Source organism: Streptomyces sp. NRRL S-646 (assembly GCF_000720765.1).
GTDB lineage: Bacteria > Actinomycetota > Actinomycetes > Streptomycetales > Streptomycetaceae > Streptomyces.
Map to the genome: position 1 here is coordinate 987,204 of NZ_JODC01000007.1, position 19,365 is coordinate 1,006,568.

Below are 19,365 nucleotides of genomic sequence, written 5' to 3' on the forward strand. Positions count from 1 at the left end.
GGTGCGGTGGCCGGTGTCACGGGCGCAGGAGTTCGTCCTTGAGGTGCGCCGCCAGCCGTCCGGGGGTGTCGACTTCGAACAGCAGGGCGGCGGGCAGCCGCAGTCCAGTGGTCTCACGCAGCCGGTTGCGCAGGGCGAAGGCGGTGAGCGAGTTCAGGCCGATGTCCCGGAAGGCGCGGGTGGCCTCGACGGCCTCGGGCGACGGGTAGTCGAGCACCGCGGCGACGTCCGTACGAACGATGTCCATGAGGACGGCTTCGCGTTCGGCGTCGGCCAGACCGGCGAGGCGGCGCCGGAGCATGCTGAGGGTTCCCGCGCTCCCCCGCTGCCCCACCCGGCGCCTGGCCGCTGGTCCGGCCAGGCCCCGCAGGGGCGCCGGCAGGCTCTCGTCGCCGGATCCGCCGACGAGGGCGGCCGCGTCCGGACGAAGCAGCACGGCGGTGGGGGCGTCGAGGGCGCAGGCCGCGTCGAAGAGGTCCAGGCCCGCGGCTCGGGGCAGCCGTGCCACACCCGCGAGCGCGCCGCTCGCCACGCCGTCCCCGATGTCCCACGGTCCCCACGCCACCGACATCCCCGGCAGCCCCGCCGCACGGCGGCGCAGGGCGAGAGCGTCGAGGAAGGCTCCCAGTGCGGCCTCGCCGCCCCGGCCGGCGGCGCCCAGCGTGCCCGCGGCGGACGACAGGAAGACCAAGGGGGCCCCGGCGGCGGGTATCCGGTGATCGGCCAGTTCGACGAGGTTCGAAGCCGACCGCAGCTCCTGCGCCAGGAGTTCCTCCGCCGTCTCGCCGTCCTCCGGTAGCTGCGCCGTGTGCACGACGGCGGTCAGCGGGTGCCCGGCGGGCACCGACTCCACCAGCGCGGCCAGCGCCGCCCGGTCGGCCGGGTCACAGTCCGCGACGGTCACCTCGGCACCCAGCGCGGTCAGTTCCGCCGCCAGCTCGGCGAACCCGTCGCCGTGCGCCGGGGCCGCGAGCAGCAACCGCCGCGCGCCTCGCTCGGCCACCAGGTGCCGCACCACCGTGGCGGCGGCCGACCGGGTCGCGCCGGTGACGAGGACGGTGCCCGACGGGTCCGTCAGGACTCCCGTGCTGCCTTCCGAAGTCTCCACGGGGGCGAGCCTCGGCACGTGCACGGCGCCCCGGACGAGGGCCAGTTGCGGCTCGGGCGTGGCGAGCGCGGCCGGCAGGGCACGCCAGGTCGCTCGGGTGCCGTCCAGGTCGGCCAGGACCAGTCGGCCGGGGTCGACCAGCTGTGCGGAGCGGATCAGGCCCCATACGGCCGCCGCCGCCGGGTCCGGTGCCCCCGTTCCGTCGACGGCGGTGAGGGAACCACGGGTCAGGAACACCAGCCGCGCGTCGGCGAACCGCTCCTCGGACAGCCAAGTGCGGGCCAGTTCGGACGCGTGGCCGACCGCTTGGGCCAGGGCGGTGTCCGCGAGCTCGGGTGCACAGCCGACCAGCACCGCGTCGGGCACGGCCACCCCGGAGTCCACCGCCTTCGTGAGGGCGCCGAGGGTGGGGTACGCCTCGGTGTAGACGCCTGCCTTCATCAGGGCCGACCGGGCGCCGAGCGGATCGGGGCCGACGAGCGCCCAACGGGGTTTGTCCTTGGGGTTCTCGCACGCCGTCCCGGTCCAGCGCAGCCGCAACAGCGGGCCGTGCTGGGCGGTGCGGGCACGGGTGAGCCGTGCGGGGTCGGCGGGACGGAACTGGATCGCGCCGATCGCTGCGACAGGCACGCCGGTGTCGTCGGCCGCGTCCACGGCGACGGTGTCGGGGCCGGTCCGGGTCAGCCGTACGCGCAGTGTCGAGGCGCCCTCGGCGTACAGCGCCACCTGGTGCCAGGAGTCGGGCAGCGGCGGGCGGACGGTGTCCTGTGGGGCGGTCTCGTCCGTCATGGTGAGGGCGAGGGCGCGCAGGGCGCTGTCCAGCAGGGCCGGGTGCAGGCCGTAGTGGGCGCTCTCCGGCCGCTGCTCGGCGGTCAGCGCGACCTCGGCGAACACATCGTCACCGTGCCGCCACAGCCCCAGCAGGCCGTCCGTCCGCGAGGTGGGCAGGTCGTCCAGGTCGACTGTCTCCGCCTCGGCGGGCGGCCAGAGTTCCAGGTCGAAGGAGGCCGGGCCGCCGCCGGAGCACAGCACCGCGCGGGCATGGCGGGTCCAGGGGGTGCCGGGCAGCGCGCCGGCCGGCCGGGAGTACACCGCCAGCGGGCGTTCCCCCGACGCGCCGGCCTCGCCGACGGTCACCCGCAGCTGGACTTCGCCGTCCTCGGGCAGGACCAGTGGTTCCTCCGCGGTCAGTTCGGTGATCCGGTCGCAGCCGACCCGGTCACCGGCCTGGACGGCGAGTTCGACCAGGAGCGACCCGGGCGCCGTGACGGTGCCGGCCACGGTCCGCGCGGCGGCCCACGGCTGGCCGGCCCGCGACAGGCCTCCGGTCAGCAACAGCCCGCCCGTTTCGGGGAGTTCGACGACCGAGTCGAGCAGCGGGTGCCCGTCCGCCGCCGGTCCGGCCGATCCGGCGAGCGGCGTGTCGCCGTCCGGACGGGGAGCGGCGGGCATCCAGTAGTGGCGGCGCTGGAAGGCATACGTGGGCAAGGGCACCCGGCGGGCTCCGGTGGGCGCGAACACGGCCTCCCAGTCGATCTCGACGCCCCGGACGTGCAGGTGCGCGAGCAGAGCCGTCAGGTCGGGCACGTCCGGGCCGGCCAGCGGCAGCAGATCCGTATGTTCGCCCGCCCCGGGGTGACCGGCACCTGGCTCCGTGCCGCCGGCCGGCTGCTCCCCGCCGAGGACGACCATCGTGCGGTGCCCGCTGTCGAGCAGCGCCCGCAGTGCCTCCTCGAAGCGGCCGGAGCCCTCGGCCAGGTCCGCGGCCCACCGTTCGGCGTCGGTCTCCTCCCCCGCGTCCAGCCATCCGCCGGTCGCCGCCGAGTGGAACGGCACCTCGGCGGGCCCGAACCGGACCGAGGGGACGCTCTCATCCGTCGTACGGCTGTGGTGGACGGCCAGCCGGGCGCCGGCCTCCGGGGACAGCAGCCCGCCGGCGCAGGCCGCCGCGATCTCGCCGTACCCCTCACCGGTCACCGCCGCGGGCTCGATGCCGTACGAGCGCAGCAGTGCAGTGATGGCGACGGCCACCGCCCAGCCGAGCGGCCGCGCGATCTCGGGCCGCTGCTGCCAGTCGGCTGCGGTGCGGCCGGCCAGGACGTCGGCGGGGGTCCAGCCGACCAGGGGGGACAGGGCCCTTCCGCAGGCCGTGAGTGTCTCGGCGAACACCGGGGCGGAGCCCGCCAGAGCGGCTGCGCTCGCCGTCCACCGGGCGTCGGGCGCCGGGAAGGCGAGTACGACGGGTGGCCGGTCCGAGCCGGCCCTGGCGGCGCTGATGACGGGGAGGTCGGGCTCGGTGCCGTCCGCCAGCGCCTTCAGGACGCGCAGGGCCGTGTCGTGGTCGGTGACGGTGAGCACGGCGCGGTGTTCCAGTGCGGACCGCGTGGTGGCCAGCGACAGGGCCACGTCGTGCAGCAGTGCCGTCGGCTCCTCCGCCAGGAAGGCGTGCAGCCGGGCCGCCTGCCCGCGCAGCGCCACCGCGCTGCGCGCGGACAGCGGCAGCGGGATGCGGCCGGGCAGCGCCGGGGCCCCGGTCCGGGTGCCGCCGGCGGTGTGGGCATCGACAGGGGTGTCGGCACCGCCGGTGGCGTCTTCCCCGTCCCGGGGCGGCTCTTCGATGATCACGTGCGCGTTGGTGCCGCTGATGCCGAAGGACGACACGCCGGCCCGGCGCGGGCGGTCGCCGCGCGGCCAGGCCACGTCCTCGTGCAGCAGTTCCACCGCGCCCGCGGACCAGTCGACGTGCGGGGTGGGCCGGTCCGTGTGCGGGGTGCGGGGCAGCAGGCCGTGCCGCATCGCCATGATCATTTTAATCACCCCGCCGGCCCCGGAGGCCGCCTGGGTGTGGCCGATGTTGGCCTTCATCGAACCCAGCCACAGCGGCCGTTCACGGTTCTGCCCGTAGGTGGCGACGAGCGCCTGGGCCTCGATCGGGTCGCCGAGCGGGGTGCCGGTGCCGTGTGCCTCCACGGCATCCACGTCGGCCGCGGTGAGTCCGGCGGAGGCCAGCACCTGGCGGATCAGCCGCTGCTGGGCCGGCCCGCTGGGGGCGGTCAGTCCGTTGGAGGCGCCGTCCTGGTTGATGCCGCTGCCCGCGATCCGGGCGAGCACGGTGTGGCCGCGCCGCCGGGCGTCGGAGAGGCGTTCCAGGAGCAGCAGGCCCACGCCCTCGGCCCAGTTGGTGCCGTCGGCGTCGGCCGAGAACGGCTTGCACCGGCCGTCGGCGGCGAGGGTGCGCTCGCGGCTGAAGGCCACATAGGGGTCCGGCTGCGACATGACCGCCACCCCGCCGGCCAGTGCCAGGTCGCACTCCCCGGCGCGCAGCGCCTGCGCCGCCAGGTGCAGGGCGACCAGCGAGGACGAACAGGCGGTGTCCACCGCCACCGAGGGGCCCTCGAGCCCGAACACGTACGACACCCGTCCCGCGGCCACGTTTCCGGCGGTGCCCATCTGCATACCGGACGCGTAGTCGTGGTAGGTCACGCCCGCGAACACACCGGTGCGGCTGCCCTTGAGGGAGACGGGCGCGATCCCCGCCCGCTCGAACACCTCCCAGGCCGTCTCCAGCAGCAGCCGCTGCTGCGGGTCCATGGCCAGCGCCTCTCGGGGCGAGATACCGAAGAGTTCGGCGTCGAACTCGCCCGAGTCGTACAGGAATCCCGCCTCGCGCACATAGGTGGTGCCGGGGCGGTCGGAGTCCGGGTCGTACAGCGCGTCCAGGTCCCAGCCACGGTCGGCGGGGAAGGGGCCCAGCCCCTCGGCGCCGGTGGCGACCAGCCGCCACAGCGCTTCCGCGGAATCCGCTCCGCCGGGGTAACGGCAGCCCATGCCGACGATCACCACCGGGTCGTCGTCGGGTACGGCGGCAGCGGGGCGTGTCAAGGTGCCGTCGCTGTCGTTCTGTTCGGCGTCCAGCCCCAGTGCCGTGACCAGGTGGCGGGTCAGGGCGCTGGAGGTCGGGTGGTCGTAGACGAGGGTGGCGGGCAGGCGCAGTCCGGTCTCCTGGCCGAGCCGGTTGCGCAGGTTGACGGCGGCGAGGGAGTCGAAGCCCAGTTCCTTGAACGGCTTGTCCGAGCCCACCAGGTCGGCGCTGTCGTAGCCGAGCAGGGCGGCGACCTGGCCGGTGACCAGTTCGGCCACCGCCCGGTGCCGACGCGCGCGGGGCAGTGCGGCGAGCCGGCGGGCGAATCCGCCGCCCTGCCCGGCCGCGGTGGCCGCGTCCCGGCGGACGGTGACCCGCAGCAGTCCGCGCAGCAGCGACGGCAGCTCACCGTTCTGCGCGTGGGAGCGCAGGGCCCCCGTGTCGAGCCGCATCGCCAGCAGCAGCGCCCGATCGGCGGCCGTGCCGCTGTCGAACAGGGACAGTCCGTGCTCCGCGGAGAGCGGGATGACGCCCCGGGCGGCAGTCCGGGCCGTGTGCGTACGGTCCAGGGTGGCCGTCATACCCGCGGACCGCTCCCACGGTCCCCACGCCAGTGACGTCATCGGCAGTCCGGCGGCGCGGCGGTGCTGGGCGAGGGCGTCGAGGAAGGTGTTGGCGGCCGCGTAGTTGGCCTGTCCGGGATTGCCGAGCAGGCCCGCCGCGGAGGAGAACACCACGAAGGCGGACAGGGGTTGATGCTTCGTCAGCTCGTGCAGGTGTGCCGCGGCGGAGACCTTGGCGGCGAAGACCGTGGTCAGGCGCTCCGGGGTGAGGGAGGTGAGCAGGCCGTCGTCGAGAACACCGGCGGTGTGCACGACCGCGGTGACCGGGTGCTCGGCCGGCATTGAGGCGAGGAGCGCGGCCAGGGCGGCGCGGTCGGCGACGTCGCACGCCATGACCGTCACCTCGGCGCCGAGCACGGTCAGTTCCTCCCGCAGTGCGGCCGCCCCCGGTGCGGCGGGCCCGGACCGGCTGACCAGCAGCAGCCGTCGTACGCCGTGCCCGGTCACCAGGTGCCGGGCGGCCAGGGCGCCCAGTCCGCCGGTGCCGCCGGTGACCAGAACCGTGCCGTCCGGCCCGAACGCCGCGGCCGTCTCCTCCGTCTCCTCGACCGGACGCGCGGCGCGGACCACCCGGGGTGCCAGCAACGCGTCGCCGCGTACGGCGATCTGGGGCTCGTCGTCGCGTACGGCGGCCGGGGGAAGGGCGTCGGCCGTGTCACGGTCGACGAGCAGGAAGCGGCCGGGGTGCTCCGACTGGGCCGTACGGACGAGTCCCCAGACCGGGGCGTGCGCGAGGTCGGCTACGCGGTCGTCGGCGCCGGCCGCCACGGCGTGGTGGGTGAGGACCACCAGCCGGGCGGCGTCGAGGCGCTCGTCGGCCAGCCACTCCTGCAGGGTGGTCAGGACGGCCGCGGTGGCGTCCTGGGCCGCGGCGGGGAGGCCCGCGCTGTCGGCGGGTCGGCCGGTGGAGCCGACCGGCAGCAGCACCGTCGTGGGCAGCGCGGCACCGTCGTCCAGGGCGCTGCGCAGGGCAGCGAGGTCGTGGTGAGCGCGGACCGGCAGGCCCTGCGCGGTCAGGTGAACCGCGAGACCCGCACCGACCGCTCCCAGGACCGCCCAGCCGCCGTCCTCGCGCCCGGCCGCGCCGACGTCGGTGGTGCGGTCGGACAGCGGCGCCCACTCCAGCGTGTACAGCCCGTCGGCCGGCCCGTCCGTGGCGAGGTCCGCGACGGGGACGGCGGTCAGGGCGACGGAGTCGACGGTGGCCAGTGGCCGTCCTTCGGCGTCGATCAGGGTGAGCCGGACATGATCCGTGCCCGCGCCGGTGACCCGCAGTCGCGCGGCTCCGGCTCCGGTCGCGTGCACGGTGACACCCTGCCAGCCGAGCGGCAGCACGATCCGGCCTCCGCCCGCCTCGGGCACGGCGGACAGGGCGGTCTGCACGGCCGCGTCGAGGAGTACCGGGTGGAGGCCGAAAGCCCCGGGGTCCTGGTCGCGCAGTTCGTCCGGGACGGCGAGGTCGGCGAAGAGGTCGCCGCCGCGACGCCACAGGGCGCGCACACCGCGGAAGGCGGGACCGTAGGAGTGGCCGTGCAGCGACAGCAGTTCGTAGAGGCCGTCCACGTCGACCGGCTCAGCGTCCTCGGGAGGCCAGGCTCCGGTGGCCGGTGCGTCCCCGGCGGGCCGGTCGGCCGTGCCCAGGGTGCCCTCGGCGTGGCAGCGCCAGGGCTGGTCGCCCTCGTCGTCGTCCGGCCGGGAGTGGACGGTCACTGTACGCCGTCCCGTGTCGTCGGCGGCGCCGACCAGGATCTGCATCCGCACCGCTCCCCGCCGGGGCAGCGGCAGCGGCTCGCGCACGGTCAGCGACTCCAGGACCGTGCAGCCGGCCTCGTCGCCGGCCCGGACGGCCAGTTCGACGAGGACCGACTCGGGCAGCAGGGTGGTGCCCGCCGTCTCGCGATCGGCGAGCCAGGGCCGGGACCGGGCGGAGAGCCGGCCGGTGAGCAGGATGCCGCCGGCGTCGGCGAGTTCGACGGCGGCGCCGAGCAGCGGGTGCCGGGCGGCGCCGAGGCCCGCGGCACGGATGCCGGCGGGGCCGGACGAAGCGGTGGGCAGCCAGGCGCGGCGCCGCTGGAAGGCGTAGGTCGGCAGCGGCTCCGGCGGTGCGGGCGCGGGGGCGGCGCCGTCGGCCGTGACGGTGCCGGTGCTGGTGCCGGTGCCGGTTCCCGTTCCGGTGAGGAGGCCGGTCCAGACGACGGCGGCGCCTCGCGTGTGCAGGGCGGCGAGGGCGGACTCGAAGGCCCGGGTGCCGGGCTGGTCCTTGTGCTGGGCCGGGACGGCGAGCACCTCGTCCTCGGACGGCAGGCTCTGCGCCGCCAGGGCGGACAGGGTGCCGTCGGGGCCGAGTTCCAGGCAGCGCGTGACGCCGAGGCCGGTCAGGGTGCGGACGCCGTCGGCGAAGCGGACGGCATGGCGGACGTGCCGCACCCAGTAGTCGGGGTCGGTCAGTTCGTCGGGGTCCGCCGGACGGCCGGTGAGGTCGGAGACCACGGTCAGCCGTGGCGGGTGGTACTCCAGCGACTCGGCGACGCGGCGGAAGTCGCTCAGCATCGGTTGCATCAGCGGTGAGTGGAAGGCGTGGCTGACACGGAGCGCGGTGGCCCGGTGGCCCTGCGCCCTCACCTGCTGCGCGATCTCCTCGACATCGGCGGCGACTCCGGCGATCACGGTGGCGCCCGGTCCGTTGACGGCGGCGATCCCGGCCCGGTCGGCGCGCCCCTCCAGCAGGGGCAGCACCTCGGCCTCCGGGAGTTGCAGGGAGACCATGGCGCCGCCCTCGGGCAGCGCCTGCATCAGCCGGCCGCGGGCGGTCACCAGCCGGCAGGCGTCGGCGAGGGACCACACCCCCGCCACGTGGGCTGCCGCCAGCTCGCCGACGGAGTGGCCGAGCAGCACGTCGGGGCGTACGCCGAAGGACTCGGCGAGCCGGAACAGGGCGACTTCCAGGGCGAACAGGGCGGGCTGCGCGTACTCGGTACGGTTCAGCAGGTCGGGGTCCGTGCCGAACACGACGTCCTGCAGCGGCCGTTCGAGGGTCGTGTCGACCTGGGCGCACACCTCGTCGAAGGCGTCCGCGAACACCTCGTACGCGTCGTACAACTCTCGCCCCATGCCGAGGCGTTGGGAGCCCTGGCCGGCGAAGAGGAAGGCGGTCCGGCCGGTCTTGGCGGCGGATCCGGTGACCAGGCCGGGTCGTGCGTGACCGGCGGCAAGGGCGTCCAGGCCGCGCAGCAGCTCGTCCTGGTCGGTGCCGAGCACCACGGCCCGCTGTTCGAACACGGACCGGGTGGTGAGCAGCGCGGCGGCGGTGCGCGCCGGATCCGTCCCGGGGCGGGAGCGTACGAAGTCGGCGAGCCGCCGGGCCTGTTCGCGCAGGGCGACAGGGGTGCGGCCGGTGACCATCCACGGCACGGCCGCGGAGGGCAGGCGCAGGACCGGCGGCACGGGAGCGGGGGTGTCCGGGTCGGCGGCCGGCTCCTCGGGGGCCTGTTCGAGGACGACGTGGGCGTTGGTGCCGGAGACACCGAAGGCGGACACCCCCGCACGCCGCGGTCGGTCCCCGTCCCGGGACCAGTCGGTGTTCTCGTGGAGCAGCCGGACGGCGCCGGCCGTCCAGTCCACGCGGGACGTGGGTTCCTCGGCGTGCAGGGTGCGCGGCAGCGTCCCGTGCCGCATCGCCAGGACCATCTTGATGACACCGGCGACACCTGCGGCGGCCTGGGTGTGCCCGATGTTCGACTTCACGGAGCCCAGCCACAGGGGCCGTTCGCGGTCCTGGCCGTAGGTGGCCAGGAGGGCCTGTGCCTCGATCGGGTCGCCCAGCGCCGTACCCGTGCCGTGGGCCTCGACGGCGTCGACATCGGCGGGTGCGAGGCCGCTGCCCGCCAGTGCGGAACGGATCACCCGCTGCTGGGAGGGGCCGTTGGGGGCGGTGAGGCCGTTGGACGCGCCGTCCTGGTTGACGGCGGTGCCGCGGACCACGGCGAGCACCGGATGCCCGTTGCGGCGGGCGTCGGACAGCCGCTCCACCACGAGCACGCCGACACCCTCACCCCAGCCGGTGCCGTCGGCGCCCTCGGCGAACGCCTTGCACCGGCCGTCCGCGGCCAGTCCGCGCTGCCGCGAGAACTCCACGAAGGCGCCCGGTGTCGACATCACGGTCACGCCACCGGCCAGGGCCAGGTCGCACTCGCCGGCGCGCAGTGCCTGGACCGCCAGATGCAGGGCGACCAGCGAGGACGAGCACGCGGTGTCGACGGTCACCGCGGGCCCTTCGAGGCCGAGCACGTACGACACCCGGCCCGACAGCACGGACGCGGTGATGCCGGTGGTCAGATGCCCGTCGGACTCCTCGGGCCGGCCCAGCATCAGCGCGAGGTAGTCCTGGCCGTTGGTGCCCGTGAACACGCCGGTCCGGCTGCCGCGCAGGGACCCCGGCTCGATGCCCGACCGCTCCAGTGCCTCCCACGAGGTCTCCAGCAGCAGCCGCTGCTGGGGGTCCATGGTCATGGCCTCGCGGGGGGAGATGTCGAAGAACGTCGAGTCGAACAGCGGGGCGTCGTAGAGGAAGGCTCCCTGGCGGGCGTACGTCGTACCGGTGCCGCCCGCCGCGTCGAAGATGCCGTCGAGGTCCCAGCCCCGGTCGGCGGGGAAGTCGGCGACGGTGTCACGGCCCTCGGCGAGCAGCCGCCAGAACTCCTCGGGAGTGTCGGCTCCGCCGGGGAAGCGGCAGCCGAGGCCGATGATCGCGACCGGCTCCTGACGGCTCGCCTCGACGTCATGAAGGCGCTGGCGGGTCTGCCGGAGGTCGGCCGTCGCCCTTTTCAGGTAGTCCCGCAGCTTCTCTTCATTGCTCGCCATCGTGCCCCATTTCCTTGCCTTCCTCGCAAAGCCGTGCGTGGACCCCGTCGCCGGAGCCGGGTGGTCAGGAGGTTCCGAGTTCCTTGTCGAGCAGCTCGAACATCTCCTCGTCCGTCGCCACGTCCAGTTCCGCGACCGCGTCGTCCGTCTCGTCGGCGGCGTCGGCGCCGGTCCACATCGCCAGCAGTTCCCGCAGCTTCGCCGTGATCTCCGGGTGTGCTTCGCCACCGGCCCCGGCCTGAGCCGAGAGGACCTCGGCGAGCCGGTCGATCTCGGCGACGACACGGGTTCCCCCGGCCGAGTCGCCGTCGGGGCCGGCGAGTTCGGCCTCCAGATACCGGGCGATGTCCACGGGTGCGGGGTAGTCGAACACCAGGGTCGCCGGCAGCTTGAGGCCGGTGGCCGCGCCGAGCCGGTTGCGCAGTTCCACAGCGGTCAGCGAATCGAATCCCGCCTCCCGGAAGGCGCGGGCCGGGTCCACCGCGCCGGCCTTGGCATGTCCCAGGACCAGGGCCGCCTGCTCCCGCACCAACTCGACCAGCGCCGCGGACCGTTCGTCGGCGCCGAGCCCGGCGAGCCGCTGCCGCAGGGCATCGGAGTCCGCCCCGGACACAGCGTCCGCCAGCGCGACTTCCGCCTCCGGTATCTCCCCGAACAGGGTGGTGGCGCGGCCGGCGGTGAACGCGGGAGCGAACCGCGTCCAGTCGGCCCGCGCCACGACCGCGGCCGGATCGCCGCCGCCCGCCAGCCGCTCCATCGCCATCAGTGCCAGATCCGGGTCGAGGCCCGTCAGGCCCCGGCGGCGCAGATACTCCTCGACGCTGCCGTCGGCGGCCATGCCGTCTTCCGCCCACGGCCCCCACGCCACGGACGTGGCCACCAGCCCGGCCGCCCTGCGACGCTCGGCCAGGGTGTCCAAGTAGGCGTTGGCGGCGGCGTAGTTGCCCTGGCCCGGGGAACCGATGGCGCCCGCGAACGACGAGAACAGCACGAACGCCGACAGCACCCGGTCCCGCGTCAGCTCGTCGAGGTGGCGCGCGGCGACGGCCTTGGCCCGCAGGACGGCCGTGAAGCGTTCCGGGGTGAGCGCCTCGACGAGACCGTCGTCGAGGACACCCGCCGTGTGCACCACGGCATCGACCGGGTGCTCGGACAGCAGCACGGCGAGCGCGTCCCGGTCCGCCGCGTCGCAGGCGGCCACGGTCACCCGTACGCCCGTGCCGGCGAGGTCGTCGCGCAGCTGCGGTGCGCCGGGCGCGTCGAGCCCGCGCCTGCTGATCAGGACGAGGTGCTCGGCGCCCTGCGCGGCGGCCCAGCGGGCCACCCGGGCACCCAGCGCGCCCGTACCGCCCGTGATCAGTACGGTGCCCGACGGGCGCCAGCCGGCGCCGAGTGCGCCGGGTGCCGTCCGGCCGAGCCGCCGCCCGAACACACCGGTCGCCCGGATCGCCACCTGGTCCTCTCCCGTGCGGCCCGTGAGCACACCGGCCAGGCGGGCCGTCGTGCGCCGGTCCATGACCTGGGGCAGGTCGACCAGACCGCCCCAGCCGTCCGGGTGCTCCAGCGCCGCGACCCGGCCGAGGCCCCACACGGCGCCCTGCGCCGGATCGGGCGCCCGGTCGGACCGGTTGACGGAGACCGCGCTCCTGGTCAGCGCCCACAGCGGGGCGGCGATGCCGGTGTCGCCGAGTGCCTGCACGAGTACGGCGGTGGCGGCGGGGCCGGCCGGCACGCCGTCACCGGCATCCTGACCGTCGGTCGCCTCCGTGGCGTTCGCGCCGTTCGGCTCGGGCAGCGCCAGGAAGGACAGGATCCCGGCGACCGGCTCCTGCCGCGCTGCCGCGGCCAGCAGTGCGCCCAGCGCGCCCCGGTCGGTGCCGGGCTCGTACACGACCCGCACCGGCTCGGCACCGTTCGCCGTGAGACCGTCCAGGACGGCGCCGCTCCACGCGTCGTCCCGCAGCCCGGCGGGCAAAACCGCCAGCCAGCGGCCCGGCAGCGCCGCGGCGGAGACCGTGCCGAGCGGCTTCCAGCTCGTGCCGTACAGCCAGTCGTCCACCCGGGACTGCTCCCGCTGCCCACGCCACCACGACGACAGCGCCGGCAGCAGTCCGTCCAGGGCGTCCTCGGCCACGCCGAGCGAGTCGGCCAGCGCACCGGCGTCGCCCTGTTCGACGGCCGTCCAGAATGCGGCGTCCGCGCGGTCGGCGGCGCCCGCTGCCGACGGACCGCCCGGCCTGGCTCCCTCGGGCCAGAAACGCTCGTGCTCGAAGGCGTAGGTCGGCAGATCCACCACGGCCGCCCGTGTCGGTGCGAACAGGGCGGGCCAGTCGACCTGCCCGCCGTGCAGATGCAGCGACGCGACCGCCGAGAGCAGGCTCATCGGCTCGGCACGGTCCTTGCGCAGGGTCGGGGTCAGCAGCCGCTCCCGCACATCGCCGTCGAGGCTGCCCTGGGCGAGCGCGGCCAGCGTGCCGTCCGGCCCCAGCTCCACGAACCGGGACACACTGTGTGCGTCCAGGCGGCGAACGGCGTCGGCGAACCGGACCGGCCGGCGTACGTGATCCACCCAGTGGGCCGGGGACATCAGCTCCTCGGCCGTCGCGAGCTCACCGGTCAGCGTGGACACGATCGGTATCCGCGGCTGCTCGTACGACAGGCTCTCGGCCACCTCGCGGAAGTCGTCGAGCATCGGCTCCATCAGCGGCGAGTGGAAGGCATGGCTCACCCGCAGGGCCGTGACCTTGCGGTCCTGGGCGCGGAAGTGGGCGGCCACTACGTCGACGGCCTCGGCCGTACCCGAAATCACCACCGCCTGCGGCCCGTTGACGGCCGCGACGCCCACCCGGTCGTCGAGCAGGGGCGCCACCTCGTCCTCGGTGGCCTGCACGGCGGCCATCGCGCCACCCTCGGGCAGCGCCTGCATCAACCGGCCCCGCGCCTCGACCAGACGGCACGCGTCCGCGAGCGACCACACCCCCGCCACATGCGCGGCGGCGATCTCCCCGACCGAGTGACCGGCGAGCACGTCCGGGCGCACGCCCCACGACTCCAGCAGCCGGAACAGCGCCACTTCCAGGGCGAAGAGGGCGGGCTGCGCGTACTCCGTCCGGTTGAGCAGGTCCGCGTCCCCGCCGAAGACGACCTCTCGCAGCGCGAACGGCAGCTCCGCGTCCACCGCGTCAAAGGTCTCGGCGAAGACCGGGAACGCCTCGTACAACTCCCGTCCCATACCGAGCCGTTGCGAGCCCTGCCCGGCGAACAGGAACGCGAGGCGTCGGCCGACGGAGCCGGCGGGGGTGCCGGCGAGGACGCCGGGGTCCTGCCCGCCCACCGCCACGGCCCGCAGCCCGCGCAGCAGCTCGTCGCGGTCGGCGGCCAGGACCACCGCGCGGTGCTCCAGCCAGGGCCGCAGCGCCGACGACAGAGCCAAGTCGCTCAGTCGCAGTGCGCGGTCGGCGTCGACGCGGGCCCACAGCCGTTCGGCCTGGCCGCGCAGGGCGCCCTCGGACGCGGCGGACAGGGCGATCGGTGTCACCGGCAACTCGTCAACTGCCGTGGCCGGTTCGGGGGTGACCGCGTCAGCGGCCTGTTCGATGATGACGTGGGCGTTGGTGCCGCTGATCCCGAAGGACGACACTCCGGCCCGACGGGGGCGGTCCTGCGGCCGCGGCCACTCCACGTTCTCTGTCAGCAGGGTGATCTCGCCCGCCGTCCAGTCGACGAAGGGAGAGGGCTCGTCGGCGTGCAGGGTGCGCGGCAGCATCCCATGCCGCATCGCCATCACCATCTTGATCACACCACCGACACCGGCAGCCGCCTGCGTGTGGCCGATGTTCGACTTCAACGAGCCCAGCCAGAGGGGCTGTTCACGGTCCTGGCCGTAGGTGGCCAGCAGCGCCTGCGCCTCGATCGGGTCACCCAGCGGCGTCCCGGTGCCATGCGCCTCCACCACGTCCACATCGGCGGGCTTCAGCCCGGCACCGGCCAGCGCCTGCCGGATCACCCGCTCCTGCGAGGGACCGTTCGGCGCGGTGAGACCGTTGCTCGCACCGTCCTGGTTCACCGCCGAGCCGGCCACCACCGCCAGCACCCGGTGCCCGTTGCGGCGCGCGTCCGACAGCCGCTCCAGCACCAGCATGCCGATACCCTCGGACCAGGCCGTACCGTCGGCTCCGGCCCCGAAGGACTTGCAGCGACCGTCGGAGGCGAGGCCTCGCTGCTGGCTGAAGTCGACGAAGGTGTCCGGCGTGGACATCACCATGACGCCGCCGGTGAGCGCCAGATCGCACTCCCCCGACCGCAGCGACTGGGCGGCCAGGTGGAGGGTGACCAGGGAGGACGAGCACGCGGTGTCGACCGTCATCGCCGGACCCTCGAGACCGAAGCTGTAGGCGATACGGCCGGAGTGGACGCTGCTGGTGTTGCCGGTCAGCAGGTAGCCGTCGGAGTCGTGCTCGCCCTCGCTCAGGCAGGAGTTGTAGTACTGGCCCATGACACCGGCGAACACCCCCGTGCGGCTGCCGCGCAGCGCCGTCGGGTCGATGCCCGCGCGTTCGAAGACCTCCCAGGACACCTCCAGCAGCAGCCGCTGCTGCGGGTCCATCGCCAGCGCCTCGCGCGGTGAGATGCCGAACAGCCCGGCGTCGAAGGACGCCGCGTCGTACAGGAATCCGCCCCGGCGGACGTAGCTCTTGCCGAGCCGACCGGGCTCCGGGTCGTACAGCGCCTCCAGGTCCCACCCGCGGTCGGTCGGGAAGTCGCCGATCGCGTCGCCACCCTCACTGACCAGCCGCCAGAGATCGTCCGGCGATTCGACGCCGCCGGGGAACCGGCACGCCATGCCCACGATGACCACCGGATCGTCGTCCACGCCCTTCCCGGCGGGCAGCACGACACCCTGCGGGTCGGCGGCGTCTGAGCCGAGCGCGGTCAGCAGATGCCGGGCGAGTGCGGCGGGCGACGGATGGTCGAAGACCAGCGTGGCGGGCAGCCGCAGCCCGGTCGCCGCGTTGACGCGGTTGCGCAGTTCCACCGAGGTCAGCGAGTCGAAACCGAGCGTCTTGAACGCCTGGCCCGGTTCCACCTCGGCGGCCGAGGCATGGCCCAGCACCTGGGCCACCAGACCGGAGACCAGGTCCAGCAGGAACGGTTCGCGTTCGGCGGTGGGCAGGGCCGACAGCCGACTCCGCAACTCGTCGCCGCCTCCCCCGTGCCCGCCGGTGTGCGCGGTGCGCCGCGCCGGGCCGCGCACCAGGCCACGCAACAGCGCGGGAACCTCGGAGAGTTCACGCAATGCCGCGAGGTCCAGGTCGACCGGAAGGAGAAAGGAGAGCTCGGTGTCCCGCAGCGCGGCGTCGAGGACCGCGAGGCCCTGTTCGACGGCGAGCGGCCGTACGCCGCCGCGTGCCATGCGGCGCAGATCCGCGTCGGTCAGCTCGGCGGTCATTCCCGCGCCCGGCGCCCACGGGCCCCAGGCGAGGGAGACGGCGGGCAGTCCGAGGTGGCGGCGGCACACGGCGATGGCGTCCAAGTAGGCGTTGGCCGCCGCATAGTTGGCCTGGCCGGCGCCGCCGAAGGTGCCGGAGACCGAAGAGAACAGCACGAACGCGGCCAGGTTCAGATCACGGGTGAGCGCGTCGAGATGTTCAGTCGCGTCCGCCTTGGGACGCAGCACCGCACGCAGCCGTTCCTCGGTCAGCGACGCCGTCACACCGTCGTCGACCACACCCGCGGTGTGGATCACTCCGGTCAGCGGACGGTCCGCCGGGATCGACGCCAGCAGGGTCTCGAGCGCCTGCCGATCGGCCACGTCACAGGCCGCGACGGTGACATCGGCGCCCAGGTCGGTGAGTTCGGCGGTGAGTTCCGCCGCGCCCGGGGCGTCCGGTCCGCGCCGCCCCGCCAGGAGCAGGTGACGTACGCCGTGTTCGGTGACCAGGTGACGCGCGGCCAGGGCGCCCAGACCGCCGGTGCCGCCGGTGACGAGGACGGTGCCGTCCGCGAGCCGGACCGGCTGAGTGTCGGAGGGGGCATCGGTCACGGACGGGGCCGGCAGCGCCGCGGCAACGAGCCGCGGGACCAGCGGCGTGCCCCCGCGGACGGCCAGTTCGGGCTCGGCGGCGAGGGTGTCCGTGCCGGCGAGCAGCGCGACCAGGGTCTCCCAGGACTCCGGTGTGCCGTCCAGGTCGGCCAGCGCGAAACGGCCGGGATTCTCGGTCCGGGCCGAGCGCATCAGGCCCCACAGAGCGGCGAGCGCCGGATCCGCCCCCTCGTCCGGCGTCACCGCCATCGCGCCCCGCGTCACCACCACGAGCCGTGTGCCCATGAACTCGTCGGCCGCCAGCCAGTCCTGTACGAAGCTCAGTGCGGCGGCGGTGACGGCATGGGCCGCGGCGACCGAGCCGTCGAACGGGGCGTCCGTCGCACCGCTCCAGGGAAGCAGCACGGTCTCGGGGGCCGGGTCACCGTCGTGCACGGCCCGGGTCAGCTCGGACCAGGTACGGACGGGCACTGCGGGAAGCCCGGCGGTCGGATCGTCATCCGGGGTCACGTGGTCCGACAGCAGGATCGTACGGCCGTCGGCGAGGGAGGCCTCGTCGGCGGGAGCCGGGGCGAAGGACGAGGACGAGGACGAGGACGAGGACGAGGACGAGGACGAGGACGAGGACATGATCGCGGTCGGCAGTGGCGTCCAGTCCATCCGGTACGTCCCGGAGGAGGCGGCCAGGCCCGCGCCCGTCGCCAGTTCGGACGGCACCTCGCGCAGCGCCAACGAGTCGACGGCAGCGACCGCGTCACCGGCCGGGTCGGCCAAGTGCAGGGTCACCGCGTCGGGTCCCGCCGGGGCCACCCGCACCCGCAGGGCGCGCGCCCCGGACGCATGCAGCGACAGCCCGTTCCAGGAGAAGGGCAGCCGCCCGGCACCCGCTTCACCGAGCGGGCCGAAGAGGACCGCGTGCAAGGCCGAGTCGAGCAGTGCCGGATGCACTCCGAACCGGCCCGCGAGCCCCTCGTGCTCCTCCGACAGCACGACCTCGGCGAACACCTCGTCGCCGCGCCGCCACACCGTGCGCAGCCCCTGGAACACCGGGCCGTACGCCAGCCCGGCCGCCGCGAACCGGTCGTAGACGTCGGCGACGGGGCGGGGCTCGGCACCCTTCGGCGGCCACTCCGCGAGGTCGAACGCCGCGTCGGCGGTCGCCTCCGTCGTCGTGTCAGGGGCCAGCACACCGCCGGCATGCAACGCCCACGGTGTCTCGTCGGAGGCGTCCTGCGGACGTGAGTGCACCTCGACGGTGCGGCGTCCCGTGTCGTCCGCCACACCGACGGTGACTTGCAAACGGACCATGCCCTGCTCCGGCACCACCAGCGGCACCGCGATCGTCAGCTCCTCGACCCTGGCACAGTCCACGTGGTCGCCGGCGCACAGCGCCAGCTCGGCGTAGCCGGTGCCCGGGAAGACCGCCGCGCCCAGAACGGTGTGGTCCCGCAGCCACGGGTGCGAACGCAGCGACAGGCGTCCGGTCAACACCACTCCCCCGCCGGCCAGTTCCACAGCGGCGCCGAGCAACGGGTGTCCGGCCGCACCGACTCCGGCGGCGGCCAGGTCACCGGGCCGGTGAGAGGCCTGAGGCCAGAACAGCTTCCGCTGGAAGGCATACGTCGGCAGCTCCACTGCGCGAGCCCCGCTGCCGGGGAAGAGAGCGCGCCAGTCGACATCGGCACCGTGGGTGAACAGCCCGGCCACCGCGGCGAGGAGAGCGGGTGCCTCGGGGCGGTCCTTGCGCAGGGCCGGTACGAGCAGTGCCTCGTCCGCGTCGTCGAGGGAGGCCTTGGCGAGGGCGGTGAGGGTGGTGTCGGGGCCGAGTTCGAGATAGCGACCGATGCCCTGTTCGGCGAGGGTGCGAACGGCGTCGGCGTAACGGACCGGCTGACGCACGTGCCCGACCCAGTAGTCCGGCGACATCAGCTCGTCGGCGGTGGCCGCCTTGCCGGTCACCGTGGAGACGACGGACAGCTTCGGACGCTCGTACGTCAGGCTCTCGGCGACCTTGCGGAAGTCCGCGAGCATCGGCTCCATCAGCGGGGAGTGGAAAGCATGGCTGACCCGCAGAGGTGTCGTCTTGCGGCCCTGGGTACGGAAGTGGTCCGCGACCTCCTCCACGGCGTCCGCGGTGCCCGCGATCACGACCGCCTGCGGGCCGTTCGCGGCCGCAAGACCCACCTGGTCGTTCAGCAGCGCAACGACCTCGTCCTCCGTCGCCTGTACGGCGACCATCGCACCGCCGGCCGGGAGCGCCTGCATCAACCGGCCGCGTGCCGTCACCAGTCGGGCCGCGTCGGCCAGCGACCACACCCCCGCCACATGCGCGGCGGCGATCTCGCCGATGGAGTGACCGGCCAGGACGTCGGGGCGCACACCCCAGGACTCCAGCAGCCGGAACAGCGCCACTTCCAGGGCGAACAGGGCGGGCTGGGCGTACTCGGTCCGGTTCAGCCGTTCCGCGTCCTCGCCGAAGACGACCTCCCGCAGCGCGAACGGGAGTTCCGCATCCACGGCATCGAAGGCGTCCGCGAAGACCGGGTACGTCTCATACAGCTCCCGGCCCATACCCAACCGTTGAGAACCCTGGCCCGCGAAGAGCAACGCGGTCTTCCCGGCACGCGTCTGCGCACCCCGTACCAGCCCCGGCGCCTGGTCGTCGTCCGCCAACGCCCGCAAGCCTTGCAGCAGTTCCTCCTGGCTCGCCGCGAGCAGTACGGCACGATGCTCCAGCGCGGAACGCGTCGTCGCCAACGACAGCGCGACATCACGGTGCGACAGCCCCGAACCGGACGACAGCCACGCCGCCAGCCGCTCCGCCTGACCCCGCAACGCCGCCGCACTCGCACCCGACACCACCACCGGC

Annotated in this window: 2 protein-coding genes; both read right to left on the reverse strand. The window is 74.6% G+C overall.

Annotation, left to right across the window (positions count from 1 at the left end; all coding sequences use genetic code 11):
* Positions 1–16 precede the first annotated feature (16 nt).
* Complete coding sequence (locus IH68_RS58100) at positions 17–10,453, reverse strand: type I polyketide synthase (protein WP_051833569.1); 10,437 nt, start codon at positions 10,451–10,453, stop codon at positions 17–19.
* Positions 10,454–10,517: 64 nt separating this feature from the next.
* Positions 10,518–19,365: type I polyketide synthase (locus IH68_RS58105; protein WP_037885005.1), on the reverse strand; the 8,848-nt coding region annotated here is incomplete at its 5' end.

Bases quoted from the DNA above. Each gene is read 5' to 3' on its own strand.
- IH68_RS58100 (WP_051833569.1), bottom strand. From the start codon at position 10,453: ATGGCGAGCAATGAAGAGAAGCTGCGGGACTACCTGAAAAGGGCGACG.